This is a genomic window from Rhodococcus sp. As11, from assembly GCF_048957735.1.
Lineage (GTDB): Bacteria > Actinomycetota > Actinomycetes > Mycobacteriales > Mycobacteriaceae > Rhodococcus > Rhodococcus gordoniae.
Genome location: NZ_JARDJE010000008.1, coordinates 61,115 through 81,019, shown reverse-complemented (window position 1 = coordinate 81,019; position 19,905 = coordinate 61,115). Strand labels below are relative to the sequence as shown.

The window sequence follows — 19,905 nt, the reverse complement described above, 5'->3', positions numbered from 1 at the left end:
GCGCATGGACGTCCGTCGCAGTGTCGCCGATGCCCGAGTGGCCCGCCTCGCCACCGCCGACGGGTCCGGCGAGCCACACCTCGTCCCCATCGTGTTCGCCCTCGACGGCGACGTGATCCACACCTGTGTCGACGACAAGCCGAAATCCACCCGGCGCCTGCGTCGACTCGCCGACATCGCCGAGAACCCACGGGTGTGCGTGCTCGTCGACCACTACAGCGACGACTGGTCGCAGCTGTGGTGGGTCCGCATCGACGGCATCGCCACGGTCCACGACGCCGACACTGCCGAGGGAACTGCGGGCATCGACGCGCTCGTCCGCAAATACCCGCAGTACCAGGCGAAACGACCACCGGGACCGGCCATCACCATCGACAGGCTGCGCTGGCGATCCTGGTCGGCGTGAGCAACTACCGGTCCAACGTGAGCATCGCCTCGGCGATCTCGTCGACCACCGCAACAGGGACCGCGGTGCCGGCATCGTCCAGGACGAGCAACCGCGCTCTCGGGATCTCGCGTGCGATGGCTTCTCCGTTGCCGACGGGGAAGAACGGATCCCGGCGGCCGTGCACGACGAGGGTCGGGACGTCGATCTGGCGCAAGCGTTCCCGCCAGCGGGGCGTGCAATCGAGTCTGGCGAAGACCATTCCGAGCTGATTCGCGGACTGGACCGACGGCTCGTCGTTCGGTGTGCGGTCCCAGATGCGCTCGGCAACCACGCACGCGGCGTCGGGATCGTCCCCGAGGACCGCGGCGCGAGCGGCCGCGAATTCCGCCACGGCCGTGCGATCGGCCCAGTCGGGCATCGGGAGCGCGAACATGCGCTTCATCGTCGCCGCGTCGTGATCGGGAAGGTCGGGATCGCACGGGCCCGGTGCGACCGGACGCGTCCCGACCAGAGTCAGGGCCCGGAACGCGGCTGGATGGTCGAGCGCAGCGACCTGGGCCACCATCCCGCCGACACCGATGCCCGCGAGATGCGCCGGCCTGCCATCGAGCGCGTCGACGAGGGCTGCCGCATCGTCGGCGAGGTCGCGCAGGGTGTAGCCGGGCGCGTCCGGGTCCTTCGTCGTCGACTCCCCGCAATCCCGCAGGTCGTATCGCACGACACGACGCCCACCCGCGGCGAGCCGTGTGCACAGTTCGTCGGGCCACGAGAGCATCGTCGTGCCGCCGACGAGCAGGACGAGTGGTGCGTCATCGTCGCCGAAGAACTCGACGCCGAGGTCGACCCCGTTGGCGCTGATGGTGGTCATGGCTCACTCGAGCTTCCGGTGTGCAAGGTCGAGTCCTCGTAACGGGTGCCGTCGAGCCGTGGTCGATGTCCCATGTTCTCGTCTCCTTCTCGATCGGGTTCGGTCTTCTCCGAATCTGCGTGAACGAAGTCCGCGACAGTGGCCACGAGTGGTGGCGTTGAAAGGACAGACCGGAGCAACTCCCCGATCTCATCGGTCCGGCCGTCCAGATCCCCTTGCCGACGAGGACCTGGTCGAGACGCAGTGGGTCGCACTGCGCCTCGCCGAACGCTCCGACGGTTCGCCAGCGCTTCCCGCACTGCTCCACGACACCACCTACGTACCGGACACTGCGGAGGTCGTCGATTCCCTGATCGCTCGGAGCCTGATCCGCGACGACCGGCTCAGCGAATCCGGACGAGAAACCGTGGCAAGGATCGAACATCGCATCGAGGAGCTGACGTCCGGTATCTGGGAGGCCGTCCATCCGGCCGACCGTGTCGCCGCCGAACGTGCGCTGAACACTGTGCTCGACCGTGCCCGAGCGGTCCTTGTGAGTCGGTAGTTGTCAGCGCATCAGTCCTGTCGATTGCCGCGAGCGAGGCACCTTCTCGACGAGTTTGCAGGACGGCCCGTCGACGTCGAGAGCCACGATCGAGATCGTCCTGGGTGTGCTGTTGTCGGTCGTCGGTGTCCGGCAATGGTTCACCTCCTCCGTTCGAGCGTCGGACCCTTCGAGGGTGTCTTCCACCTTGACACGCCCGACTTACCCGGAGGGCACATACCGGGGTGCGACAGCGGTCAGTTCACGTGTGCGCGCAGCACATCCACCACCCGGCGGACCGCCGGCGCCGGGTTGTCACGACGCCACGCGAGCGCGATCGGCAGCACCGGACTGTTCCGCAGCGGGACGTACCGAACGCCCGTCACAGTGATGTCGGTGGTCGACGCGACGACGACCGCAACCCCCACCCCGGCACCCACGAGGGCCAGCAGGCTGTAGGGGTCCGGTGCCTCCCGGGCGATCACGGGGGTGAATCCGGCGGAGTGGCACACCGTGAAGGTCATCTCCCGCACGCTCGACCCGTGGGCGGCGGGATAGACGACGAACCGCTCGCCGGTCAGATCGGCGGCGTCGAGTTCCTCCCGGGTCGCCAATCGATGATCCGCCGGCAGCGCAACCGTGAGCGATTCCTGCCGCACCGTCTCGGTGGCGACGTCCCGGGGCACCGGGAGGCCGACGATCCCCATGTCGAGCAGTCCCTGCGAGACGAGATCGAGCACTTCCCCCGTATAGGTCTGCGGACGCAGATCCAGCTCGATCCCGGGACAACGCTCCTCGAGGCGCCGGGCCAGCTGTGAGATCACCGTGTAACCGCTCGCGCCGCCGAATCCGACGCTCACCACGCCGGTGACACCCGAGGCCGTCGACCGCACGACCGTCCGGGCGATCTCGATCTGGGCGGAGATGACGCGCGCGGGACCGAGCAGCGATTCACCGGCGGCGGTGAGCTGCACCGAACGGGTGGTGCGGGCGAACAGCTCGGCGCCGAGGTCGCGTTCGAGGGCGCGGATCGTCTGGCTGAGCGGCGACTGGGCGATGTGCAGTCGCTCCGCCGCGCGTCCGAAGTGCAACTCCTCGGCCACCGCCAGGAAGGCCTGCAACTGCCGAAGTTCCATGCCGACCTCGACTTTATAAGTTGATCTACACAATCGTGCTCGATTAGGTCTTGGACTTTACACGGTTGCGCCGGTGATAGTGATCCACGACTCATTCATCCGCGGATCGACTCCGCTCGACGCCCTCGGAAGTGCAGCGTGAATACTCCTCCAGAGCACACCGCGACCCCGCCGCCACGCCCGATGCACGACACCCGGGCCGCACGCCGCGCCGGTGTGACCGCCTTCGTCGGCACCACCATCGAATGGTTCGACTTCTACATCTACGGCACGGCCTCGGCTCTCGTCCTCGGGGCACTGTTCTTCCCCGACGCCTCGCCCGCGGTCGGCACACTCGCCGCCTTCGCGACCTTCGCCGTCGGTTTCATCGCCCGGCCTCTCGGCGGGATCGTCTTCGGCCACTTCGGCGACCGCTTCGGACGGAAGAACGCGGTCATCATCACCCTCGCGCTCATGGGCGCCGGCACCGTCGGCGTGGGCCTGCTGCCCACCTACGACCAGATCGGAATCTGGGCGCCTATCCTCCTCGTCGCCCTGCGAGTGCTGCAAGGCATCGCGATGGGCGGCGAATGGGGCGGAGCAGTCCTCATCGCCACCGAGTTCGCCCCACCCGGCAAGAAGGTTCTCTACGGTGCCTTCGCCCAGCAGGGTTCGCCGGTGGGCAATCTCCTTGCCACTCTTTCCTTCCTCGGACTCACCGCGATGTCCGATGCCACCTTCGAAGACTGGGGCTGGCGCATTCCGTTCCTCGCATCCGCCGCGCTGGTGATCGTCGCCCTCTACATCCGCGTGCGGATCCAGGAAACGCCGGAGATGCGCGTGGCCGCCGCTGCACAGGAACGCACGAAACTACCGTTGGTCGAAGTCCTGCGTTCACACCCGGCGGCGCTGCTCCTCGGTGTCGGTGCCGTGGTGGCGGGCGTGGCGATCACCTACGTCAAGACGACCTTCGCCCTCGCCTGGGCCACCACCGACCTCGGGTTCACCCGATCGGACTTCCTGCTCGTGATCACCCTCGCACTGGTCGCGCAGGTGCTCGTCCAACCCTTCGGTGCGGTTCTCGCCACCAGGATCGACGCGCGACGCGCCGTGCTGTGGATGCTCGGACCCGAGCTCATCGTCCTGCCGCTGATGTTCGTGCTGATCCGCACGGGCTCGCTCACCTGGGCGATCATCGGCATGGTGCTCGCCACCGCGCCGCACGCGATGTACTACTCGGCGCTGGCCGGCATCCTCGCGCAGGTCTTCCCCACCCACGTGCGCTACACCGGCATCTCGTTGTCGTATCAGATCTCGACGGCGATCTTCGCCGGCACCGCCCCGATGGCGAGCCAGTTCCTCCTCAACCGCGCCGGCTCGATCTGGCCGGTCGTCGGACTCGGGATCGGATACGTGCTGATCTCCCTGGTCTGCATGACCGCGCTGCTCAAACGCTCACCGACCAGCACCGAGCCCGACGAACCACGCCCCGCCCCCGCCCGGACGACGGCCGACGCCTCCTGACACCGAACGGACGAAAATGAACTACGCCCACACCGACCCGGCTCTGGATGCGGTACTCGACCGCTGGATCTCCGACGCCCACCGGCCGCTCACCGACCGTCTCCTCGCGCGCCTGGGTGCCGATGCCGCCGACCGTCTCGACGCGCTCGCGGCCACGGCGAACGCCCATCCGCCGGTGCTGCACCGGTACGACCCCGACGGCGAGCGCATCGACCGCATCGAGTACCACCCCGCCTATCTCGAACTGTGCCGCGCCGCCTACAGCGAATACGGTCTCTCGGCACTGTCGCACCGCCCGATCCACGGTTGGACGGACACGCCCCCGCATCTCGTCAAGTACCTCGCGTCATATCTGTTCGTGCAGGCCGAGTTCGGCCTCGCCTGCCCGGTGTCGATGACCGATGCCGCCGCGCGCACCCTGCGGATGTTCGGCGACCCCGAGGTGTTCGGCCCGTGGATCGACGGCCTGACCTCCACCGATCCGGCCACCGCTCTGACGGGGGCGATGTTCATGACCGAGACCCAGGCGGGCACCGATATCGCGAAGACCGAGACCCGCGCCGAATTCGACGGCAACGCATGGCGCTTGACCGGACGCAAGTGGTTCGCCTCCAACCCGGACGCCGATGTCGTGATCACCCTCGCCCGGTTCCCCGGCGGCGACGAGAACTCGACCCGCGGCGTCGGAATGTTCATGCTGCCCGAGCGGCTTCCCGACGGGAGCCGGAACTCGTACACGATCGACCGTCTCAAGGACAAGCTCGGCACGCGATCGATGCCCAGCGGCGAGGTCACCCTGCACGGGGCGTACGCGCTGCAGGTCGGCGACCTCGACCGTGGATTCCGGCAGATGACGGAAATGCTGAACACCTCCCGCCTGTCGAACGCGATGCGCTCGAGCGCCCTGATCCGGCGCGCCGTGCGCGACGCCGTCGCTCACACGAGGGATCGGGTGGTCTTCGGGAAGTCCCTGTTCGACCAGCCGCTCATGCGCGCCACCCTGCTGCCGCTGCTGCTCGACGCCGAGGCCGCTCTCGCGCTCGTCGCCTACAGCGGTGCGACCCTCGATCGCGCCGACCACGGTGACGCGCAGGCCCGCAGTGTCGTCCGGATCCTCACGCCCGTCGCCAAGCACTACATCTGCAAGCGCGCCCGCACCGTCACCGGTGAGGCGATGGAGATCCGGGGTGGCAGCGGCTACATCGAGGACCGGGTGTTCGCCCGTCTCGTGCGCGACTCACACCTCGGATCGATCTGGGAGGGTTCGAGCAATGTCATCGCGCTCGACGTGCTGCGGTCGATGCGCAAGAACGGCGCGCACCGGGTCCTGGCCGACGCGCAGCGCACACTGCTCCACGCGGCGCATCCGGAGTGCGCCCCGGTCGTCGCAGCACTGCGGGAACGCTGGGATGCGCTCGAGGCGCGCGGCGAAGACCTGCTCGCCGGCGACGACACGCACGCGCAAACCCGCTGCGCGACCTACACCGACGATCTCGCACGGACGGTGATGGCGACCCTGCTCGTGGACCTGGCGTCGCACCGCATCGCGCGCGGTCTCGGCCACCGGTCGTTGCTCGTCGCCCATGCCTACCTCGACGGCCTGGCCGGTGAACCGAATGCCGTCGCTCTCGACCACCTCGCCGTGATCGCCGACGGCACGGACGTCGACCCGTCCGTCGCGGCCGCCGCGGCACCGAGCATCGCCGCCGATGCGGCACCGACTGCACTGACAGGAGCCCGCTCATGAGCACGCATCCCACCGGCCCGGCCCCGCTCGCCGGCATCAAGGTCCTCGACCTGTCGAAAATCCTCGCCGGACCGTACGCGACCATGTCGTTCTCCGACCTCGGCGCCGATGTCACCAAGGTCGAGCACCCCCAGGGCGGCGACCCCACCCGGGTGTGGGGGCCACCCTTCGTCGGCGACGACGCCACCTACTACCTCGCGGTCAACCGCGGCAAGAAGTCGGTGACGATCGACCTCAAGTCGGAGGAGGGACAGCGGATCGTGCACCGGATGCTCGCCGACGCCGACGTCGTGGTCGAGAACTTCAAACCCGGCAGCGGCCTGCAGAAGATCTTCGACTACCGCGCTCTGTCCGAACAGCACCCGCACCTGATCGTCCTGCACATCTCGGCCTTCGGTGACGAGGGACCGCTTGCCGACCAGCCCGGCTACGACATGGTCGCTCAGGCCGCCGGCGGTCTGATGTCGCTGACCGGTGAACCCGGTGGCGCGCCGATGAAGGCCGGATACGCGATGGGCGATCTCGGTGCAGCACTGTTCGGGGTGATCGGGGTACTCGCCGCGCTGGTCGAACGCACTCGCACCGGTCGCGGCCAGTACGTCACCACGTCGCTGTTCGAATGCCAGCTGGCGATGCACGTCAACTGGGCCACGAACTATTTCGCCACGCGGGAGCGACCGCACGCTCTGGGCTCGGCGCACCCCAATCTCGCTCCCTACCAGGCATATCCGGCGAGCGACGGATACTTCGTCGTCGCGGTGGGGAACGACGGGCTGTGGGAGAAGCTGTGCGTGGCGCTGGGCCGACCCGAGCTCGTGACCGATGCACGGTTCCTCCACAACCGTGATCGCATCGAGCATCGCGACGAACTCGACGAGGTCCTCACCGAGGCATTCGCCATCGGGACGGTCGAATATTGGTGCCGGGTCCTCGAGGAACATGGCGTGCCGGTATCCCCCATCCGGCATCTCGACGAGATCTACAGCGATCCGCACACCGCCGCGATCGGCATGGTCGGCACCGTCGACCATGCGTCCGGGCCTCTCGAACAGATCGCGTTCCCGGTCAATTTCGGGGGGGCACGACCGCCGCTGCGGTCGGCACCGCCGCTGCACGGAGAACACACCGACGAGATACTCGCGGGATATCAGGAGGTCTCCGTTCCGTCCTAGCGACGAACGCCTCGAATATCGCTGACCTACGGCCGTTTCCGATCGATCGGGAACGGCCGTAGGTCTGTCCGGCCATGGACGGCGGTGGCGGCATCCCACTGCGGTGTTGCCGGGGTCACGCAGTGCGGCAGCACTTCTGAGGTCGATACGTCCGGATTCTCCGCGATACGCGGGGGTAACGTCCGCGAAACAAGAGCCGCGCATGATCGGCATCGAGTGCACGACCGCCGACTCGCACGAAAGAACGACATATGCAGCTGACTCCCGCCGATACCGAGAAACTCCTTCTGGCCGTCGCCGGCATGGTGGCGCGCGACCGGCGGGACCGCGGCGTCCGACTGAACTACCCCGAAGCCGTTGCCCTGTTGTCCACCTGGGTGATCGAACGGGCACGCGAAGGCGCCGACGTCGCCGACCTCATGGTGAAGGGCCGCGAGGTCCTCGCCCGCGAAGAGGTCATGGACGGCGTCACCGAAATGCTGACCGACGTGCAGGTCGAGGCCACTTTCCCGGACGGACGCAAGCTCGTCACGATCCACCACCCGATCTCCTGAAAGGAGCCCGACATGGCATCCGGACCGACTTCGGGACCCGGAGCGATTCGCGTCGCCGAGGGCTCCCTCACCCTCAACGCGGACCGCTCCGACGACGAGCGCATCACCCTCGTCTTCCTCAACACCGGTGATCGTCCCATCCAGATCGGCTCACACCTCCACCTGCCGGACGCGAACGCGGCCCTCGAATTCGACCGTGAACGCGCGCAGGGCTTCCGCCTGGACATCCCGTCGGGGACGTCGCAGCGATTCGAACCCGGCAGCAGCCGCGAACTGGACGCCGTCGCCCTGCGCGGGCGACGCGTCGTACCCGGTATCCAGGTGCGGAAGCAGGAGGACTGAGAACGTGGAGATCACACGCGCCGAGTACGCGGCACTGTACGGACCGACGGTCGGCGACCGGGTACGCCTGGGCGACACCGACCTGTGGATCCAGATCGAGGAGGACCGCACCTTCGGCGGCGAGGAAGCCGTCTTCGGTGGCGGCAAGTCCATCCGCGAATCGATGGCCCAGGGCGTGACGACGCGGGCCGAAGGTGCTCCCGACACCGTCATCACGAACGTGATCGTGCTGGACTGGTGGGGCATCGTGCGCGCCGACGTCGGTATCCGCGACGGTCGCATCGTCGCCCTCGGCCGCGCCGGCAACCCGGACATCGCCGACGGCGTGCACCCGAAGTTGCAGATCGGCCCGTCCACCGACGTCATCTCCGGTGAAGGCCGCATCCTCACTGCCGGCGCGTTCGACTCGCACGTGCACCTGCTGTCGCCGTCGCAGATCGTCGAGGCACTCGCCACCGGCATCACCACGATCGCCGGCGGCGGAACCGGTCCGTCCGAAGGATCGAAGGCCACCACCGTCACGCCGGGCCCGTGGCATCTGATGCAGATGCACCGCGCGCTCGACGCGCTGCCGGTGAATGTGCTGCTGCTCGGCAAGGGCAACACCGTCTCCACCGAAGGGCTGCGCGAACAGGCCCTCGCCGGTGCCGCCGGGTACAAGGTGCACGAGGACTGGGGCTCCACACCGGCCGCGATCGATGCGGCGTTACGCGCGGCCGACGAGCACGGACTGCAGGTCGCGCTGCATTCGGACTCGCTGAACGAGGCGGGCTTCGTGGAGAGCACCTTGGCCGCGATCTGCGGCCGCTCGATCCACGCCTTCCACGTCGAAGGCGCCGGAGGTGGGCACGCCCCGGACATCCTGAGCATCGCCGGATTGCCGCACATCATCCCGGGCTCGACGAACCCGACTCTGCCGCACACGGTGAACACCGTCGACGAGCACCTCGACATGCTGATGGTCTGTCATCACCTCAACCCGGCCGTCCCGGAGGACCTCGCGTTCGCCGAGTCCCGGATCCGGGCCACCACCATCGCGGCCGAGGACATCCTGCACGACATGGGTGCCCTGTCGATCACCTCGTCCGACGCTCAGGCGATGGGACGGATCGGTGAGGTCATCACCCGCACGTGGCAGGTCGCGCACGTGATGAGGAACCGCCGCGGGGCGCTCCACGGCGGCATGCCCGCCGACAACGAACGGGCCCGCCGCTACGTCGCGAAGTACACGATCAACCCTGCGATCGCACACGGCGTCGACCACGAACTCGGTTCGATCGAGGTCGACAAGATGGCCGATCTGGTCCTGTGGGATCCGAAGTTCTTCGGTATCCGGCCGTCGCTGGTCATCAAGGGCGGATCGATCGCCTGGGCCGCGCTCGGCGACCCCAACGCCTCGATCCCGACGCCGCAGCCGGTGCTGCAGCGTCCGGCGTTCGGCGATGCGCTCGCTCCGCACACGTCGGTGTCGTTCGTCTCCCCCACCGCCCTCGACGACGGCCTGGTAGAACGACTCGGGTTGCGCCGCAGACTGTTGCCGTTGCGGCCGACCCGGCACATCGGCAAGGCCGACATGAAACAGAACGACGTGTTGCCGCGCATCGAGATCCGCCCCGACACCTTCGACATCGACATCGACGGCGAGCGGGTCGTTCCGGCGCCGGCCACCGAACTGCCGCTCGCGCAGCTGTATTCGATGTTCTGATGTTGCCCGCAACTCTGTCCCCCACCACGGTGCTACTCCTCCTCGCGGACGGGCGCGCGCCGGTCGGCGGGAACGTCAACTCGGGTGGGCTCGAACCCGCACTCCAGGGTGGAATGTCGCCGACCGAGGTGCGCCGCTTCCTCGTCGCGCGGTTGCGCACCTCGGCGGCGGTCGAGGCCGGCGTCGCCGTGGTGACCCGGCACGCGGTGGACGCCGTGGCCGAAGCCGCCCTGACGCTCCGGATCGACGAGATCGAGGACCACTGGGCGGCGCGCACTCCGGGCCCGGCCCAGCGCGACGCGTCCCGGTTGCTGGCCCGCGGTTATCTGCGACTGGCCCGGAACCTGTGGCCCTCCACCGTTCTCGACGATCTCGACGCCCGGACCCCGCGGCCCTCGCGGGGACTGGTGGTCGGGGCCATCGCGGCGCTCGCGCGCATCCCGGCGATCGACACCGCGCGACTGGTGCTGTATGAGGAGGCGCAGGCGATCGTCGCGGCCTTCCTCAAACTGCACCCCTCCGACCCGGCCATCGGTTCGCGATGGGCGCTCGAGGCCTGCGCTCATCTCGAACCGCTCATCGCCGAGCTGTCCGCTCTCACCGATCCGGCGGACATCCCGGCCACCGGTGGTCCCCAAACCGAATTGTGGGCCGAAGCCCACGCATCCGCTCCGGAAAGGCTGTTCCGTGCCTGAACACATCACCACCCGTTCGCTCCGTCTCGGCGTCGCCGGTCCCGTCGGCACAGGCAAGAGCTCGCTGATCGCGACCATCTGCCGCACTCTCGCGTCCGAGCTGCAGCTCGGCGTGATCACCAACGACATCTACACCGACGAGGACGCCCGTTTCCTCCGCTCGGCGGGCGTGCTCGATCCCGAGCGCATCCGCGCGGTGGAGACCGGTGCGTGCCCGCACACCGCGATCCGCGACGACGTGACCATGAACCTGCTGGCCGTCGAGGATCTCGAACGCGACTTCGCGCCGCTCGACGTCGTCCTGGTGGAGAGCGGCGGTGACAACCTCACCGCGACCTTCTCCCCCGCGCTCGTCGACGCGCAGATCTTCGTGCTCGATGTCGCCGGTGGTGGCGACGTCGCCCGCAAGGGTGGTCCCGGCATCAGCCGCGCCGACCTGCTCGTGGTGAACAAGACCGATCTGTCCCCCTATGTGGGTGTCGACGTGCCGCAGATGGTCGCCGACGCCGAGAAGGCCCGCGAGGGCGGACCGGTGCTGGCGCTGTCCCGGACCGACGCCGCATCGGTGCAGGCGCTCGGTGACTGGGTGCGCGAGATGCTGGCAGCCCACCGCGCCGGGTCGCACACCCCGGTCGATCCCGGTCCGATGGCTCCGCACTTCCACGCCGACGACGACCACGACCACGGCCACAGCCACAGCCACAGCCACAGCCACAGCCACGCCGTCGCACACACGCACGACTGATCATGTCCCGCACCGTGATTGGTATCGACCGCGCACCGGGCCGGGCACGCCTGACCCTGCGGGCGGGCATGCTCGTCCCCCGCACCGTCGAGGTCGGTCCTGACCGCGCGCGGGTCGCCCTCGTCGCCGCCGGCGCGTTGTTGCTCGGTGGTGACTCGGTGACCGTCGACGTCCACGTCGACGCCGGGTGCACGCTCGAACTGCAGGACATCGGTGGCACCGTCGCCTACGACGCCGACAACCGGCTGTCCCGGTGGGACGTGCGGATCACCGTCGCCGAGGGCGGCACTCTCGTCTGGGACACCTACCCGTTCGTGATCGCCACCGGCGCCCGCGTGCACCGCGACACCCGGATCGAACTCGCCTCCGACGCCGCCGCGGACATGCGGGAGACGCTAGTCCTCGGGCGCCACGGAGAAACCGGAGGTGCGATCCGCAGCCGCACCTCGGTCACCCTCGATCGTCATCCCCTCTTCGTCGAGGAGTTGTACGCCCACGGCGCGTTCCCCGAACCCGGGATCCTCGGTTCCACGCGGGTGCACGACGTCATCGCGACCTACGGGCGACGCGCCGAGGGCGACGGCGTCGTCCAGCTCGAAGGGCCCGGCAGCCTGCTGCGGTTCCTCGGGGCCGACGCCCACTCCTCGCCGCTCGAATCGACCTGGCGCTCCTGGCGCTCCACACCCGTTCACCCGTCCACCCTCGAAGGGAGTCTCACCCATGCACGTCCCTGACCATTTCCTCCCCATGAGCGCCACCGCGCCCGCTGCGGCGATCGCCACCGGTGCGGTCGTCCTCGCCGCCACCGCCGGGCGGCCGCGCATCACGACCCGGGACACCTTTCTCGCCGGCACCACCGCCGCCATGATCTTCGGCGCTCAGATGGTCAACTACCCCATCGCCGGCGGCATCAGCGGCCACCTCATCGGCGGCGCTCTCGCGACCGCGCTCCTCGGGCCCCGGCTCGCGCTTCTCGCGATGACCGCCGTGGTCGGCGTGCAGGCATTGCTGTTCGGGGACGGCGGGATCAACGCCCTCGGGATGAACGTGCTGCTGATGGCGGTGCTGCCCGTCCTCGTCACCGCCGCCATCCGTACCGGCGCCGAGCGACTCGGCCTCGGGAAGCTGACGCGGACCACCGCCGCTCTCGGCGCAGGTCTGTCCGTGCCGGTGAGCGCCGCGGTTCTCGGCGCCGCATACTCGGCGACCGTCGGTACGGGCGCCGCCGCAGCGTTCATCGGCGATCTGACCGCAGTCCATCTGGCCATCGGTCTCGGTGAAGCCCTCATCACCGCCGCGGTGTCGAGCGCGGTGATGGCGTTCGCGCCCGGCGTGGCCGTGTGGGACGAGCGGTCCACCGTCACCTCGGTCGCCGTGCGACGGGGAGTCGCGGCACTCGGTGGTCTGGCCGTGACCAGCGCCTGCGCGCTGGCCCTCGTCGCGTCCGGCAGCCCCGACGGTCTCGAGCACATCGTCGGCGCCTACTCGCTGCCGGTCGGGGATGCCACCTTCGCCGGTGTTCCCGGCCTCGCCGCCTACGGCACGATCAGCGGCACCGAGTTCCTCGCGGCGCTGGCCGGGCTCGCTGCGACCGCGGTGATCGGCGCCGGCCTCGCTGCGCCGGGCCGCCGCACGCCGGTCCGTCAGGGCGCGTAGCGGTCACGGCACGCGCCTCGTCGAGCCCCTCGGTCGGGACACCTCCGATCGAGGGGCTCGATGAGTTTCGGGCCTGCCCCCGGTCGACATTCGTGAACGGATCCGTCCGACTCCGGGAGACGTCATGACCCAGCAGACCACCCGCGCCCTTCCCCCGATCGTCGACGAGCAGACCTGGCGGTCGGCTCTCGCCGACCTGCGGCGTCGAGAGAAGGCCGCCACTCGCGAACTCGACGCCATCGCGGCACAACGTCGCCGACTGCCGATGGTCGAACTACCCGACTACACGTTGATCGGCGTCGGCGGCCCGATCCGGCTCGTCGATGTGTTCCAGGGCCGCTCACAGCTCATCACCTATCACCACATGTGGTCCGACGGCGCCGAATGGCAGTGCGGTGGATGCACGAGCCTCACGACACAGTGGACCCGGCTCGGCATCCTCGACAACTACGACGCCCGCATGGTCATCGTCACCGACGGACCGATCGACGAAGCCCTGGCCTACAAGACGAAGGTCGGCAACACGATGGAGTGGTACTCGTCGTCGGAGAGTTCGTTCGGTGCCGACGTCGACGCACCTCCCGGTGGAGGGTTCGCGGTCAACGTGTTCCTTCGCGACGGCGACAAGGTCTACCGCACCTGGCACACCACCGGCCGCGGAACCGAACAGCTCAGCTACACCTTCGCCCTGATCGACCTTCTTCCGTGGGGTCGTCAGGAGGAATGGCAGGATTCGCCCGAGGGCTGGCCGCAGTCGCCGACCTATTCGGGGTGGCTCGATTCGCCCGACGTGGCGCGGCTCTACGGCCCGGGCACCGGCGCGCGGTGAAGGCGGGTGACATGGCGGACGCGACCCCGTCACGCGCCTGGTACGTGGGAACCGGTGTGTCACAGGAATTCAGTCGGCAAGGTAGCGCAACATCACTGCGGTGGCGAAGTGACGTGTCTCGACCAGGCGCAGATCCACGCGTTTCTCCAGGGGCGGGAACATGGGTGTGCCACCACCGAGCAGGACGGGTGAGACGAACACCTGGTACTCGTCGACGAGACCGTGGGGGATCAGCGACGCGGCGAGGTTCGCCCCACCGACCTCCATGACTCCGTCGCCTTCGGCCTTGAGTCTGCGCACCTCCTCCACCGCGTCGTCGCTGACGAGGCGACTGTTCCAGTGGACTTCGGTAAGTGTGCGGGAGAAGACGACCTTGGGCGTGGTCGTCCACAGTTCGGCGAAGTCGCGCTCGATGGGCGAGGCATCGTCGGGCAGGTGCGGCCAGTACTTCGCCATCAACTCGTACATCCGCCGGCCGTGCAGCGAGAGCTCGAGCTGACGGAACCGGTCGTTGTGGAACCGGTGCAGTTCGTCGTCGGGGTCGGTCCAGTCGATGTTGCCGTCGCGGTCGTTGATGTAGCCGTCGAGGGACACGCCGAAGTCGTAGATCAGTTTTCTCATGATCCGATAGACCGTCGGCGCGCCCCGAACTCATCGGCCCGGTGCGACTGTGTGGCGCTTACGGCTGAAGCAGCACGTCCAGACCACGCTTGAAGTCGTCGATGCGGCGACCGAGCGCGTGGTGACCGCCGTTGACGAGCTCGGACACCCGGACGATCCCCGCGGTGTCCGCGACCTCGTTGAGGTTGCGCGAGGACCAGTACCAGGCGGCGGTGGCGAAGGCGTTCTCCGGCGCAGCGAGCAGCTCGGGGTGCGCGACGAAGTCGACGCCGACGTGTTCGCTGACCTTCTCGTAGTTGTGACGGCCCGTGATCTGGATCGCGCCGCGCCCCTTGTAGCGTTCCCCGTCGCCCGGCTGGGTATTGCCGAGGTCGGCTCGCCCCTCGTAGGCGCGGCCGGACGCGTACTCCTCGAAGGTGCGGAAGGAATCGGATTCGACGGCGAGCTGGGCGATGAACGCCGCCTGACGGACCGGGTTGTCGATGCCGCTGCGCGTCATCGCATCGTTCAGCGGCGCGATGTACTGTTCGATCTTCTCTGCCGGGATACCCGGCACGATGCGGGTCAGCTCCTCGGGTGTGACCGCCGGCGGTACAGGAGGCGGAGCGATCTCCGTCGCGACCTCCACCACCTCGGCCGACTCCGTGGAGGTGGTGTCCTCCACGGAGTCCGTCACGGTCCATCCGTCGGCGGACAGTGCGTCGAAGTCCAGCGCCCGGATCAGAGCGCGGGGCTCCTGGAATCCGGTCGGTGCGGAGGTGGCGGTGTCGGCATCGGCGGCGGACGTACCGACTCCGATGGCGGTGGTGAGAACGGCAGCCGCGGCGAAGGCGGCACGGAAACGGCGCAATGATGAAACGGACAAGGTCGTGCTCCAAAATCGGCCGAATTGTGTCCGGCCCTCAACGGGGCCGCGGGCATCGCCGGCGGGATCTGGACCACCGCACGGAGCGTCATCACGCGACCTTCAGGTCACAACCAGGTAACGTCGCAGCTAGAGAGGTTTTCAAGCGATCGTGGCCGACGCCATCTGAACCGAGGCAAGTGAGACACGCCATACTCGAAAGTCGATCATTGCGGCCCTCGCGTTCGGCCGGCCCGATAAGAACCTGCCGTAACGGCACCTGGCCGATCCCGCCCCTCGTCCACGGAGGATCGACGTGCTCTCACCGAATTCCTTGTGCATCAATACCTTCGATGACACGACCGCACGCGCCGAAGGTTCACTCCACAGATGATCGAATCGAGGCAGCGATGGGTCGCCCCCTCGAGAACAGACCGGTTCGATTCGACCGAGAAGGTGTACACCCCCGAGCCGGGTCGTAATCATTTCGTGTCCGACGACACACCTCGATAACGCGCTGCCGCAAGCAGAGGAGTCCATCCGCGTTCACGGTGTAACGGACCCGAAGGGGAAGTACCGACCGGTATGTTGACGCAGGTCGAAGGCCCCAACTATTCGGTCGGGGCCGTCCATGATCAGCGCGCCCGAAACGGGGTCGACGCGGCGCGTTGCGGTAGCGAGCCCCGGTTCATCGCGCGAACTGCACTGAGGGGTACCGACCGCCCTGTATGCCGCGCCGAGAACTTCAACGGTCGCGGTAATACGCCCGGATCGCGCGGCTCATCACCTTGATCTCGCGGGTCCGCTCGTGCCGCAATCGGGCATCGGACCGGGCCGCGATCCGCTCGTTCTCACGCCGCAGTTTGCGATGACTCTCCACTCGCCGGGCATCGAGGTCGCCGCGGTCGACGGCGGCACGCACCGCGCATCCCGGCTCGGTCTCGTGCGCACAGTCCGTGAAGCGGCAGTACTGCGCGAGCTCGTCGATCTCGGGAAAGGCGGACGCGATGCCGGCATCGGCGTCCCACATCCCGACGCCCCGCAGGCCCGGCGTGTCGATGAGGGTCACGCCGCCACCCAGAGGGAACATCTCCCGATCGGTCGTGGTGTGCCGACCCTTGCCATCCCCCTGCCGCACCGGTGCCGTCGCCTGGATGTCGCGACCACACAGCGCGTTGACCAGCGTCGATTTCCCGGCGCCGGACGCTCCGACGAACACGACGGTGCCGTGGAGCAGCGCGCGCAGTTCTCTCAACCCGGATCGGTCCGGCGCGCAGACCTCGACCACACTCGCTCCGGGCGCGAGCACGGCGACCTGCTCGAATACCGGTTCGGTGGCGAGGTCGACCTTCGTCAGGGCGACCACCGGTTGCGCGCCGCTGCCCCAAGCCAGCGCCAGCAGACGTTCCACGCGACCGAGGTCGAGAGTGTCGGCCGCGACCGTCACCACGACCGTGTCCACGTTGGCGGCGAGGACCTGCTCTTCCGAACGGCCCGACGCGTCGGCACGACGAATCGCGCCGGTACGCGGCAGCACCGCACAGACCGTGCCGGTCATATCGCCTTCGGTGGGCGGTTCGCGCACGATCACCCAGTCGCCGGTGCAGACGTGGTGGCCCGCTGTCCGTACCCGCAGCGGACCGGCGGAGGTCACGGCGTCACTGTGACCGCGACCGACCCGCACGATCCTGCCGGGGGATCCCTGGATGCCGTTGTCCGCGAACCGTTCCGCGATCTGCTCGGACCAGCTGTACTCGACCAGCGGATCGGTTCCGGATGGGACATCGGGGTGCACGGTGACTCCTGGATCATGACGAGGCGCGGGTGGTCCGCTCCGACAGATCCGATGGTGAACTTCGCACCCCGGCAATGCAATCGAATTTCCGCGTGCACCCTCAACCGCGGTGGGCCGACAGCAACCAGGCCGGGAGCATCGAACGGCCCTTGTCGTCGCGTTGCCACGCGGCAGCCTCTTCGTCGCCGAGAAATGCGTGGATGAAGGCCGGCCGCACGTCGTCGACGGTCCAGAACTCGGCAACCACGTCGCGCAACTCGTCGTCCGTCACGGGATTCGGTCCCTGGCCCTCTTCGGGGAAGGCGTCCTTCGAGAAGGCAAGGACGCAGAAGGACGCACTCGGTGCAGCGGCACGGGTGACGGCGCTCAGGTAGGCGCGGCGCCGGTCCACGGGCAGCGAATGGAACAGAGTGCTGTCGACGATCGTCGCGAACCGGCCGTCGAATCCCGTGAACGACGTGATATCGGCGACCTGGAAGGTCGCGGTCGTCAGACCCCGCTCCGACGCCGCGGCTCGAGCTGCCTCGATGGCTGTGGGCGACAGATCGAGACCCACCACCGTGTACCCCTGTGCCGCCAGGTGGAGGGAGGTCTCGGCATGTCCGCAGCCTGCGTCCAGCACATCGCTGCGGAATCCGCCCTCGTCGATCGATCGGGCGATCTCGGGTTGGGGTTCGCCGATGTTCCACGGTACGGGGCCCGAAAACCCTTCGGCGACTCCCCGGTAGATGTCGTCCCACGGTGCAACCTGGCCGTCCTCGGTCATGGATCCGACGGTACGCCCGCCGCCGGATCCGCCGCACCGATTCCGAATTCGACACCGGTAACCGGTTCACTCGACCGGGTTCGTGAGGAAGGATCGACAAGCGCCACCGCTCGAGAGGGGAACTCACTCGTGACCGAAACTGCTGCCTCTGCACCCGCCGGCCCCGGCCGGGAACGTCAGGGGGTCGTGTACCGCAACGGAGCGTTGGGCCGGCGTCCGGCCGTTCCGACCTCCTTCGGCGACCTCGAACGCGCCGCGCGGCGTGCGAGTTCGAAGCGGGCCTGGGCGTATGTCGCGGGCGGTGCCGGCGAGGGACGCACGATGCGCAACAATCGGCGTGCGTTCGACCGCTGGGCGATCGTCCCGCGTATGGCCCACGGCGTCACCGAACGCGACCTGCGTACGACTGTGGCGGGCACCTCGCTCTCCTCGCCGCTGTTGCTGGCCCCGGTCGGGGCGGGAGCGTTGATGGCCGCCGACAGCGACCTGGCGATAGCGCGGGCGGCCGCCGCGACCGGCGTGCCGTACATCTTCTCCAATCAGGGCTGCAATTCCATGGAGGACTGTGCTGGCGCGATGGGCTCTGCGTCCCGCTGGTTCCAGCTGTACTGGAGTTCCGACGAGGATCTCGTCGACAGCCTGCTGCGACGGGCCGAAGCAGCCGGCGCCGAGGCCGTCGTCGTCACCCTCGACACGACGATGCTGGGATGGCGTCCGCAGGACCTGAATCTCGGGTCGTTGCCGTTCGCGCGCGGCGAGGGCATCGCCCAGTACACCTCGGATCCTCGCTTCCTCGACATCGTCCGGCAGCGGATCGACGCCGCCCGCGAGATGGTGACGGAGCGACCCGATGTCACGTTCGGCGCGATCCGCACACTGGTGTCAATGACCCGTAACCATCCGGGCCGATTCCTCGACAACCTCCGTTCCCCCGTGCCGCGCGCCGCTGCGGAGACCTTCCTCGACATCTACTCCAATCCGGGACTGAGCTGGGGGCATCTGGCGACGTTGCGTGAGCGGACGCGCCTTCCCATCGTGCTCAAGGGAATTCTGCATCCCGACGATGCGCGTCGCGCCGCGGATCTCGGCGTCGACGCGATGGTGGTGTCGAACCACGGTGGACGCCAGGTCGACGGGTCGATCGCCTCGCTCGATGCTCTGCTCGACATCCGTGCCGCGATCGGCCGGGAGCCGACCGTGCTGCTGGACAGCGGGATTCGCAGCGGTGCCGATGTCTTCGTCGCGCTCGCGCTCGGCGCGGACGCCGTGCTGCTCGGCCGGCCCTACATGTACGGCTTGGCGATCGCGGGTCGGCGCGGTGTCGAGGAGGTGGTCCGCAACGTGATCGCCGAGTTCGATCTCACCATGGCGTTGACCGGCGCCCGATCGGTCGCCGATATCGACGAGCGGTTCGTCCGGCCGAATCCCTCCTTCTGAGACAGGATCAGCCCTTGCGCGCACGCACCTTGCGGTACGGGGTCTCGTCGATACGCGTGGTGATCTCGGCGACCATCTTGTCGTACGACTCGTTCTTGCGGGCGATGCCGATGAGCCGCTCGGTGGTGCGCGCGGCGCGGAGGTTCATCGGGCGTCCTTCGACGCCGTACATCAGGCGCGCCACTCCGGCAGGCGCGACAACATGCCGTCCTGCACCACGACGAAGGTGAACACCTTCACCGGATTGCCCCACAGGCTCGGCTTCCGGAGCGCGTGCGTCGCCTCGGCGACAGCGACAACCAGTGGCGCTGCTCGTCGACGTACGCCACGAGGTCGGTACGGGTCGCGGGCGGTCCGGAACTGCGCGACGAGTTCTGCGGCGATGCGCTGTTCCCGCCATGCCCGCGACGCGAGAGGACGGATCGGCGTACACCCTCCACGAGACGGAGCCGGGGCCGCAGTAGCCGTCGTCTTCACGCGGCGCGTTCCGGGCAGGGTGGGGGGTAATTGCGGTTACGGGTAGGGCTCCTTCAGCACCGGGGGAAGTGCATATCGGGAGAATGTCATTTCCGTGTGCGA

22 protein-coding genes are annotated in these 19,905 nt (G+C 68.3%); 14 read left to right on the top strand and 8 right to left on the bottom strand.

Going from position 1 to position 19,905, the window contains the following annotated elements; genetic code table 11:
- Positions 1-4: 4 nt before the first annotated feature.
- Positions 5-406, top strand: coding sequence for a TIGR03668 family PPOX class F420-dependent oxidoreductase (locus PV766_RS12820; protein WP_064065421.1), 402 nt, complete (start codon positions 5-7; stop codon positions 404-406).
- A gap of 4 nt (positions 407-410) precedes the next feature.
- On the opposite strand, the gene PV766_RS12815 is transcribed toward PV766_RS12820, so the two are convergent.
- Entirely contained in the window at positions 411-1,256 is an 846-nt protein-coding gene (locus PV766_RS12815) for an alpha/beta fold hydrolase (RefSeq protein ID WP_421097151.1), read from the bottom strand.
- Positions 1,257-1,404: 148 nt separating this feature from the next.
- Here PV766_RS12815 and PV766_RS12810 point away from each other — a divergent pair, with 148 nt between their 5' ends.
- Positions 1,405-1,800, top strand: coding sequence for a hypothetical protein (locus tag PV766_RS12810; RefSeq protein WP_242496717.1), 396 nt, complete (start codon positions 1,405-1,407; stop codon positions 1,798-1,800).
- Positions 1,801-2,036: 236 nt separating this feature from the next.
- On the opposite strand, the gene PV766_RS12805 is transcribed toward PV766_RS12810, so the two are convergent.
- Entirely contained in the window at positions 2,037-2,915 is an 879-nt protein-coding gene (locus tag PV766_RS12805; protein ID WP_421097150.1) for a LysR family transcriptional regulator, read from the bottom strand.
- A 183-nt stretch (positions 2,916-3,098) separates the two neighbouring features.
- Here PV766_RS12805 and PV766_RS12800 point away from each other — a divergent pair, with 183 nt between their 5' ends.
- The 11 genes from PV766_RS12800 to PV766_RS12750 all read left to right on the top strand — a co-directional run bounded on the left by PV766_RS12800 (position 3,099) and on the right by PV766_RS12750 (position 13,863).
- Positions 3,099-4,418, top strand: a complete 1,320-nt coding sequence (locus PV766_RS12800; RefSeq protein WP_255162898.1) for an MFS transporter — start codon at positions 3,099-3,101, stop codon at positions 4,416-4,418.
- A gap of 16 nt (positions 4,419-4,434) precedes the next feature.
- Positions 4,435-6,165 carry an acyl-CoA dehydrogenase family protein gene (locus PV766_RS12795; RefSeq protein ID WP_421097149.1) on the top strand — a complete coding sequence of 577 codons (1,731 nt, stop codon included), beginning with the start codon at positions 4,435-4,437 and terminating at the stop codon, positions 6,163-6,165.
- Positions 6,162-7,337, top strand: coding sequence for a CaiB/BaiF CoA transferase family protein (locus tag PV766_RS12790; protein ID WP_060653369.1), 1,176 nt, complete (start codon positions 6,162-6,164; stop codon positions 7,335-7,337). The genes PV766_RS12795 and PV766_RS12790 overlap by 4 nt, the downstream gene beginning before the upstream one ends.
- A gap of 251 nt (positions 7,338-7,588) precedes the next feature.
- Positions 7,589-7,891, top strand: coding sequence for an urease subunit gamma (locus PV766_RS12785; protein ID WP_016933273.1), 303 nt, complete (start codon positions 7,589-7,591; stop codon positions 7,889-7,891).
- 12 nt (positions 7,892-7,903) lie between these two features.
- Entirely contained in the window at positions 7,904-8,233 is a 330-nt protein-coding gene (ureB, locus tag PV766_RS12780) for an urease subunit beta (RefSeq protein WP_016933274.1), read from the top strand.
- A gap of 4 nt (positions 8,234-8,237) precedes the next feature.
- A complete protein-coding gene (locus tag PV766_RS12775) occupies positions 8,238-9,938 on the top strand; it encodes an urease subunit alpha (RefSeq protein ID WP_421097148.1) in 1,701 nt (566 codons plus the stop codon).
- Positions 9,938-10,633 carry an urease accessory protein UreF gene (locus PV766_RS12770; RefSeq protein WP_421097147.1) on the top strand — a complete coding sequence of 232 codons (696 nt, stop codon included), beginning with the start codon at positions 9,938-9,940 and terminating at the stop codon, positions 10,631-10,633. The genes PV766_RS12775 and PV766_RS12770 overlap by 1 nt, the downstream gene beginning before the upstream one ends.
- Positions 10,626-11,378, top strand: a complete 753-nt coding sequence (gene ureG / locus PV766_RS12765; protein WP_421097146.1) for an urease accessory protein UreG — start codon at positions 10,626-10,628, stop codon at positions 11,376-11,378. The genes PV766_RS12770 and ureG overlap by 8 nt, the downstream gene beginning before the upstream one ends.
- A 2-nt stretch (positions 11,379-11,380) precedes the next feature.
- Complete coding sequence (locus PV766_RS12760; protein WP_421097145.1) at positions 11,381-12,112, top strand: urease accessory protein UreD; 732 nt, start codon at positions 11,381-11,383, stop codon at positions 12,110-12,112.
- On the top strand, positions 12,099-13,034 hold the full coding sequence (locus tag PV766_RS12755) for an energy-coupling factor ABC transporter permease (protein ID WP_421097144.1): 936 nt from the start codon (positions 12,099-12,101) through the stop codon (positions 13,032-13,034). Before PV766_RS12760 ends, PV766_RS12755 begins: the two co-directional genes overlap by 14 nt.
- A gap of 124 nt (positions 13,035-13,158) precedes the next feature.
- Positions 13,159-13,863, top strand: coding sequence for a DUF899 domain-containing protein (locus PV766_RS12750; protein WP_064065411.1), 705 nt, complete (start codon positions 13,159-13,161; stop codon positions 13,861-13,863).
- A 69-nt stretch (positions 13,864-13,932) separates the two neighbouring features.
- Here the strand turns inward: PV766_RS12750 and PV766_RS12745 are convergent, their stop codons facing one another.
- The 4 genes from PV766_RS12745 to PV766_RS12730 form a co-directional block, all read right to left on the bottom strand.
- Positions 13,933-14,484, bottom strand: coding sequence for a dihydrofolate reductase family protein (locus PV766_RS12745; protein WP_064065410.1), 552 nt, complete (start codon positions 14,482-14,484; stop codon positions 13,933-13,935).
- Between the two features lie 58 nt (positions 14,485-14,542).
- Positions 14,543-15,349, bottom strand: a complete 807-nt coding sequence (locus PV766_RS12740; RefSeq protein ID WP_242496716.1) for a glycoside hydrolase family 19 protein — start codon at positions 15,347-15,349, stop codon at positions 14,543-14,545.
- A gap of 724 nt (positions 15,350-16,073) precedes the next feature.
- Positions 16,074-17,123, bottom strand: a complete 1,050-nt coding sequence (gene rsgA, locus PV766_RS12735) for a ribosome small subunit-dependent GTPase A (RefSeq protein ID WP_421097143.1) — start codon at positions 17,121-17,123, stop codon at positions 16,074-16,076.
- A 100-nt stretch (positions 17,124-17,223) separates the two neighbouring features.
- Positions 17,224-17,889 carry a class I SAM-dependent methyltransferase gene (locus PV766_RS12730; protein ID WP_255162834.1) on the bottom strand — a complete coding sequence of 222 codons (666 nt, stop codon included), beginning with the start codon at positions 17,887-17,889 and terminating at the stop codon, positions 17,224-17,226.
- A 129-nt stretch (positions 17,890-18,018) separates the two neighbouring features.
- Between PV766_RS12730 and PV766_RS12725 the strand changes: the two genes are divergently transcribed.
- Positions 18,019-19,326: an alpha-hydroxy-acid oxidizing protein gene (locus tag PV766_RS12725; RefSeq protein ID WP_064065406.1), complete on the top strand. Its 1,308-nt coding sequence runs from the start codon at positions 18,019-18,021 to the stop codon at positions 19,324-19,326.
- A gap of 7 nt (positions 19,327-19,333) precedes the next feature.
- Here PV766_RS12725 and PV766_RS12720 read toward each other — a convergent pair whose 3' ends face one another.
- Both PV766_RS12720 and PV766_RS12715 read right to left on the bottom strand, forming a co-directional pair.
- The gene (locus PV766_RS12720; RefSeq protein ID WP_157100864.1) at positions 19,334-19,474 is read right to left on the bottom strand and encodes a hypothetical protein; all 141 of its coding nucleotides are present in this window, start codon (positions 19,472-19,474) and stop codon (positions 19,334-19,336) included.
- Between the two features lie 23 nt (positions 19,475-19,497).
- Entirely contained in the window at positions 19,498-19,803 is a 306-nt protein-coding gene (locus tag PV766_RS12715; protein ID WP_064065405.1) for a hypothetical protein, read from the bottom strand.
- Positions 19,804-19,905: the final 102 nt, after the last annotated feature.